Annotated in this window: 4 protein-coding genes and 1 tRNA gene; 2 read left to right on the plus strand and 3 right to left on the minus strand. The window is 43.3% G+C overall.

Annotated features, from left to right (window positions below; all coding sequences use genetic code 11):
• Nucleotides 1–53 precede the first annotated feature (53 nt).
• From AB4486_RS15090 to AB4486_RS15100, 3 genes are all read right to left on the minus strand, one after another.
• Nucleotides 54–127: transfer RNA gene (locus tag AB4486_RS15090), tRNA-Cys, on the minus strand.
• Nucleotides 128–324: 197 nt separating this feature from the next.
• Nucleotides 325–1,770, minus strand: a complete 1,446-nt coding sequence (gene viaA / locus AB4486_RS15095) for an ATPase RavA stimulator ViaA (RefSeq protein WP_017064542.1) — start codon at nt 1,768–1,770, stop codon at nt 325–327.
• An 11-nt stretch (nt 1,771–1,781) separates the two neighbouring features.
• Complete coding sequence (locus AB4486_RS15100; RefSeq protein WP_372117589.1) at nt 1,782–3,437, minus strand: ATPase RavA domain-containing protein; 1,656 nt, start codon at nt 3,435–3,437, stop codon at nt 1,782–1,784.
• A 288-nt stretch (nt 3,438–3,725) separates the two neighbouring features.
• Between AB4486_RS15100 and AB4486_RS15105 the strand changes: the two genes are divergently transcribed.
• Together AB4486_RS15105 and ltaE are read left to right on the plus strand one after the other, a co-directional pair.
• The gene (locus AB4486_RS15105; protein WP_050620708.1) at nt 3,726–4,241 is read left to right on the plus strand and encodes an NUDIX hydrolase; all 516 of its coding nucleotides are present in this window, start codon (nt 3,726–3,728) and stop codon (nt 4,239–4,241) included.
• Nucleotides 4,242–4,280: 39 nt separating this feature from the next.
• A complete protein-coding gene (gene ltaE / locus AB4486_RS15110; protein ID WP_372117593.1) occupies nt 4,281–5,285 on the plus strand; it encodes a low-specificity L-threonine aldolase in 1,005 nt (334 codons plus the stop codon).
• Nucleotides 5,286–5,518: the final 233 nt, after the last annotated feature.

Below are 5,518 nucleotides of genomic sequence, written 5' to 3' on the forward strand. Positions count from 1 at the left end.
GTATCGCATTTTCATTCTTAATATCTCTTAACTTATCAAGCTAAGAAAAAGAATGGAGGCGCCTCCCGGAGTCGAACCGAGGTCCACGGATTTGCAATCCGCTGCATAGCCACTCTGCCAAGGCGCCATTTTTCAACACGTTAGAACCGACTAAACGTTAGCCCCGCTGTGTTCGGGTGCCTACTTTACGGATTGAGTGAAGATAGTCAAACAAAAATGTGAATTTAAATTCTGTTTGCTGACATTTAAATCAAATTGCTGCATGTTCGATCTCTTTAATCAAAAAACACACAGCAAAATCGAGTTAAACAAGATGTTCTAGCGCTACCACTTCTTCATGAAACGACCGACAAGACTCGGATGATACGCCCAGCAGTGGTCAAACATAGTCATAAGTTGAGGGTTGCCATACTTAGAAAGACTAACCGCATGGAAACGGTTTTTGTGTTCTTTCAACTTTTCAACCTGAGCAATCATTTCGTCTGATTGTTTCGGCGCAATAAAGTCAGAAAGTACGATTAAATCGGCATTCTTGTATTTATCACCAGTCATTAGGTCAATCGACTTCATGAGAACAGGTTCCAAATCCGTACCGCCGTGGAATGAGTAACTTAAGAAGTCGCTCGCTTCACGTAGGCCATCTTGCCTTGTTAACTCATAGGTAATCTGCTCAGAAGAAAAAAGAATCACATAACAGTCTCTCTCTTCTGCAAGAGCAATTTGCATTAAGGCATAAGCCATTGCTTTAGCAGACTGCTCAGGGAAACCACTCATAGAACCCGAAGCGTCCACACAGACGATAAACGGGCCCTTTTCAATATCGATGTTCTTGCTATCTGGTTTTTGCGCCTTCACTTTGCGTAACGTGCGTGATTTACCTTGCGAGCGATAGCTCAGTAAACGCTTGTCGGCCAAGTGCTTGTAAAAGATAACCTCAAGTTCAGGATAAGCTAAGAACATGGTTTCGTTTGGCAGCATCTTGTTAAGGTCATCACTTTCATGAATCCCGACAATATCATCGACCGCTTCATCGCTTTTCTCTTCAACCACCTGCAATTCTTCTACAGGGGCTTTGTGTAGCGAAGGATCATCTTCCTCACCAGCCATACGGCCTAGCTTTTCAGCGATCTCTTGCAAGCCCTTGTGCTTATTCAAGAACTCAGCATGACGTTTCATGATGGTAAGGTCTGTTTTGCTTAATTTGGCAGAAGCCATGTCCCACAAGCGCCCTACACTGCCTTCATCACCCGACTCAGTCACTTTATCCATGTTTTTCATGGTTTCCATGCGCTGATAAAGATCGGCTAAGACTTTTTCTTTGCTTGTTTCAAGTTCAGTTACTTGAGCTTGTTTAATCGCATCAGAAAGTGATTGGTACCATTGGTCGCAAAAGTAGTGTGGAAACATCGCGTTATAAACACCCTTGTTGTTCTCCATAAGGCGTCGAGCTTGTAGATAAAACGCTGAGTGCCACTCCAGCTTTTTGATAACGCTGTCAATCTCATCAAAGAACTGAGGTTCATCCCAGTAAATCACTTCTTGGTAAAGGGCGATTTCCTCTTGGAATCGATCAGTTTCACACACCTTAGTAACGCGTTTTTTAACTTTACCGCGCCATTTAACTAAGTGGTTTTTCACTGAGGTTTTCACACCTTTGTTCTCTGCAGCCATCATGACTTGAGAACGAGCGATGAGATCATTCATCGCGGTATCAATGATTCCTGAATCAGCCACCATCAAAGCGAGGTTTAAGCCGTCTGCTCCTAACATATGCTCTCCTCTTACTCGAAGTACTGGCTCATAAACTTAATACGCTGAGCAATCTTGGCACTCTTCACTTTCGTGGTTTCAAAATCTTGCGTTACCGATTGCAAACTTGCTTCCATCGCTTTTGGTAAATCAGGGTCAATATAGTTATGAGGTAATGCATCATGGAATTCAGTACGAACGCGTTTTAACTTGAATTCAGCTTCAGTTAACTGTTCTAAGGCTTTCTCAGCGCCACTCAACCACTTGTTGTACAGTTCTTGGTCTAAACCGTCAGTAGTAACCACACTCACCAATACAGAGCGATTGGCGATGTCTTTAATCACTAATTGGTTTGATGCATCCAAGTCGAGTTTTAAACGGCATAGGTTTTTATTTTCGTTTACGTAACCGTAAATATCACCGTGACCTTCTTTAAGAACACGATCAAAATCGTCTTTGGCTACGTATACCCAACGGCTATCGCCTTTCTCAGATTCAGAAACCGACATGTTGCTTTGCAGCATAACCAGTTTCACTAGATTGTAAGCACTGCCCACGCTGTACATTTTCGCGTTCTTGATGTCATTCTGGTAAACATCTTTACGCAACAAGCCACTGGTTGACTCCATAGAAAGTGACACCGACAACGTTGATTCAACATCGTCTTGAATCTCTTCTAACTCTTCACGAGATATTTCAATTTGAGCTTTCGACTCTTGTTGATCAAACGCTCGGTTCAATGCAAAGTCTTTCACCACGCTACGAACCACATCACGTGATTCTGGGCTATGCCACAAACAATCTTGCAGAAGCATAATATCCAGAGGGTTCACGCTATCGCGACCACTAAAGAACGCACTCGCTTTCAATAGTTTAACGGCCTTCTTCCAGCGTCTATCTGATACATACAATTCTGACTCTGAAGCAGAGCCTTGCTTCTTAACCGTCTCTTCAAGCATGGTTTTTAGTTCAAACAACTTATCAAACGAATTGTCTGTCAGTTCCAGCTTATCGAGCTCTTTCTGCCATTGATGGTATTCAATGTCCGTAATCGCCAAACCTTTTGGAATTACCGCTTCTTGAGAAGTACCCGTCGTCAGCATCGATTTGAAGTTTTGTTTGTTTTGAATACGGTTCACGAACACGCGTACCAACATACGGTCATAAAGTGCTTCCAAGCCGCTGTCTTCATCTGGAAGTTCGTTGGATGCCGATACTAGTAGACGCATCGGTACACGTTCAATATCACTGCCGTTTTTGAAAGTCTTTTCGTTAACGACAGTAAGTAGCGTGTTTAGGATTGCAGGGCCGGCTTTCCAGATCTCATCGAGGAAGACGACTTGTGCAGTTGGTAGGTAGCCTTCGGTTAGTCTTACGTAACGACCGTTGTCTTTTAATTCTTGGATACTTAGTGGGCCGAACACTTCCTCGGGAGTAGAGAAACGAGTCATCAAATATTCGAAATAGCTGCTGTTATCAAAAGCCTGAATGAGACGTTTCGCGATAAGGCTTTTTGCGATGCCCGGAGGGCCTAATAGAAACACGCTTTCACCAGCCAAAGCAGCCAGTAAACAAAGCTTAATCGTGTCTTCTCTTTCGTAGACACCATCAGACAGAGCATGCGCTAATTTATTGATTCTTTCAGAGAGTAGCGCCTTGTCAGCATGTGAAGAAATAGAAGGGTTCATGCGTTACTCCGAAAATCTTTGAACAGTTGAGAGTGTAGAATTGTTTTTATACATTTGTTAGCGCTTTGTTACAAGTGCATTTTATTATTGAGTTGCATTTATATCAGATGGTTACGTCGGTAATTTTGGCGCAATCATAGATTCCAATTATGAGAGTAACATCACGAACGGCGTGAAACTAAATCTAATACGAAACCTAATTTTTCTTTTATTTTCGACACCATAGACGTTATGGTGGTGCACGTCTTCCGTTATACGAAAAATTGGCAAGGAATGTGGCCAGACTGCATGAGTAAAGTTATCCATAAATGGAAAAGTATTTCTCTCATAGAGGAGAACGTGACGCTCCCTACGAACGTCGTGGTAAAACATACAACAATCAATCACCCTGGCGCGGCAGTTATTCTTCCTATCACTTCGTCTGGAAAAATCATCCTCATTAACCAGTTCCGCCCTTCTCTAAAGAAATGGCTTTTGGAACTACCCGCAGGCACGATGGAAATAGATGAGACACCTCTTCAATGTGCCCAACGCGAACTGGAAGAAGAAACAGGTTACAGTGCAACTTCTTTTCAAAGCTTGGGGCAAGTCACCCCTTTGGCTGGCTTCTGTGATGAGATACAACATCTGTTTGTCGCAAAAGACTTAAGCCTCACTACCCGCTTTGAATGCGACGAAGATGAAGTCATAGAGGTGATCGAACTGAGTTTAGAAGAACTGCACGATAAAATACGACACGATCAAATCACTGATACCAAAACTATCGCTTGTTTAAGTAAAGCCCAACTATGTGGCCATCTATAGCCAATTATATGGCTACCTAAAGTACTCTAGGAGAGAAACATGGACTTTCGTTCTGATACCGTAACTAAACCTTCGCAAGCTATGCGTGACGCAATGGCAAACGCAGAAGTGGGCGATGATGTTTATGGCGATGACCCAACCGTCAACGAACTAGAACAGTGGGCAGCAAATGAGACAGGCTTTGAAGCGGCAATGTTTACCTCTTCAGGTACACAAGCCAACCTTCTTGGCTTAATGGCGCATTGTGAGCGTGGTGATGAATATCTGTGTGGCCAGCAGGCGCACAACTACAAATACGAAGCTGGCGGCGCTGCGGTCCTTGGTTCTATCCAACCTCAACCAATCGAGAATAACCCAGACGGTACTTTAGACTTTAAAAAGCTTGCCGCTGCGATTAAGCCCGACGACAGCCACTTTGCTCGTACCAAGCTTCTTAGTTTAGAAAACACGATCAATGGTAAAGTCCTGCCAATGTCTTATCTAGCGGAAGCACGTGAGTTCGTAAACCAACACGGCCTGCAAATGCACCTCGACGGCGCGCGCGTATACAATGCAGCAGTAGCACTGGATGTTCACATTAAAGAGATCGCACAACACTTCGATTCAATGACGATCTGTTTATCAAAAGGCTTAGGCGCGCCGATTGGCTCTCTACTTCTTGGTAGTAAAGAGTACATCGCTAAAGCACGCCGCCTACGTAAAATGGTCGGTGGCGGTATGCGTCAGGCAGGTATTCTTGCCGCAGCAGGGAAAATGGCGCTCACGGAGAACGTGGCTCAACTTAAAGCTGACCACGACAATGCAAAAAATCTAGCGATTGGCCTAAACAAGCTAGAAGGCTTTTCTGTTAACCCTGATTTCATCCAAACTAACATTGTGTTTGCTAAATTAGATGAGTCAGTAGATATCAACCGCATCGCAAGCGAGTTAAGTGAGCAAGACATTACTATGTCGCCTGGTAATCCAGTACGTTTTGTTACCCATAAAGATATCAGTTCAGAAGACATCGTTACTTTCCTAATAAAGCTAGAAAATACGCTTTAACTCTTGACGAGATTAGCCTCTATAGCAATTGAGATTTGAGCTTCCCCTATGGGAAGCTTTATTTTTGAGCAAAATCATTAACCAACTCCACAGCCCAAATAGCCTTTGACACCTGCTAGTTTTCTCATAAACACACTTGATTGACTGGAACAGAACGCGATCTCGTTTTGGCCTATGAGAATACCTTCTAAGAATTATTCTCACATTTAAACGGCTTTGTTTCCTAATTGGAT

The organism is Vibrio sp. 10N.222.55.C6, from assembly GCF_041473395.1.
In the GTDB taxonomy this organism is placed as follows: Bacteria; Pseudomonadota; Gammaproteobacteria; order Enterobacterales; family Vibrionaceae; genus Vibrio; species Vibrio crassostreae_C.

Coding starts and splice junctions, on each gene's coding strand:
- viaA (WP_017064542.1), bottom strand. CDS start 1,770: ATGTTAGGAGCAGACGGCTTAAACCTCGCTTTGATGGTGGCTGATTCA.
- AB4486_RS15100 (WP_372117589.1), bottom strand. CDS start 3,437: ATGAACCCTTCTATTTCTTCACATGCTGACAAGGCGCTACTCTCTGAA.
- AB4486_RS15105 (WP_050620708.1), top strand. CDS start 3,726: ATGAGTAAAGTTATCCATAAATGGAAAAGTATTTCTCTCATAGAGGAG.
- ltaE (WP_372117593.1), top strand. CDS start 4,281: ATGGACTTTCGTTCTGATACCGTAACTAAACCTTCGCAAGCTATGCGT.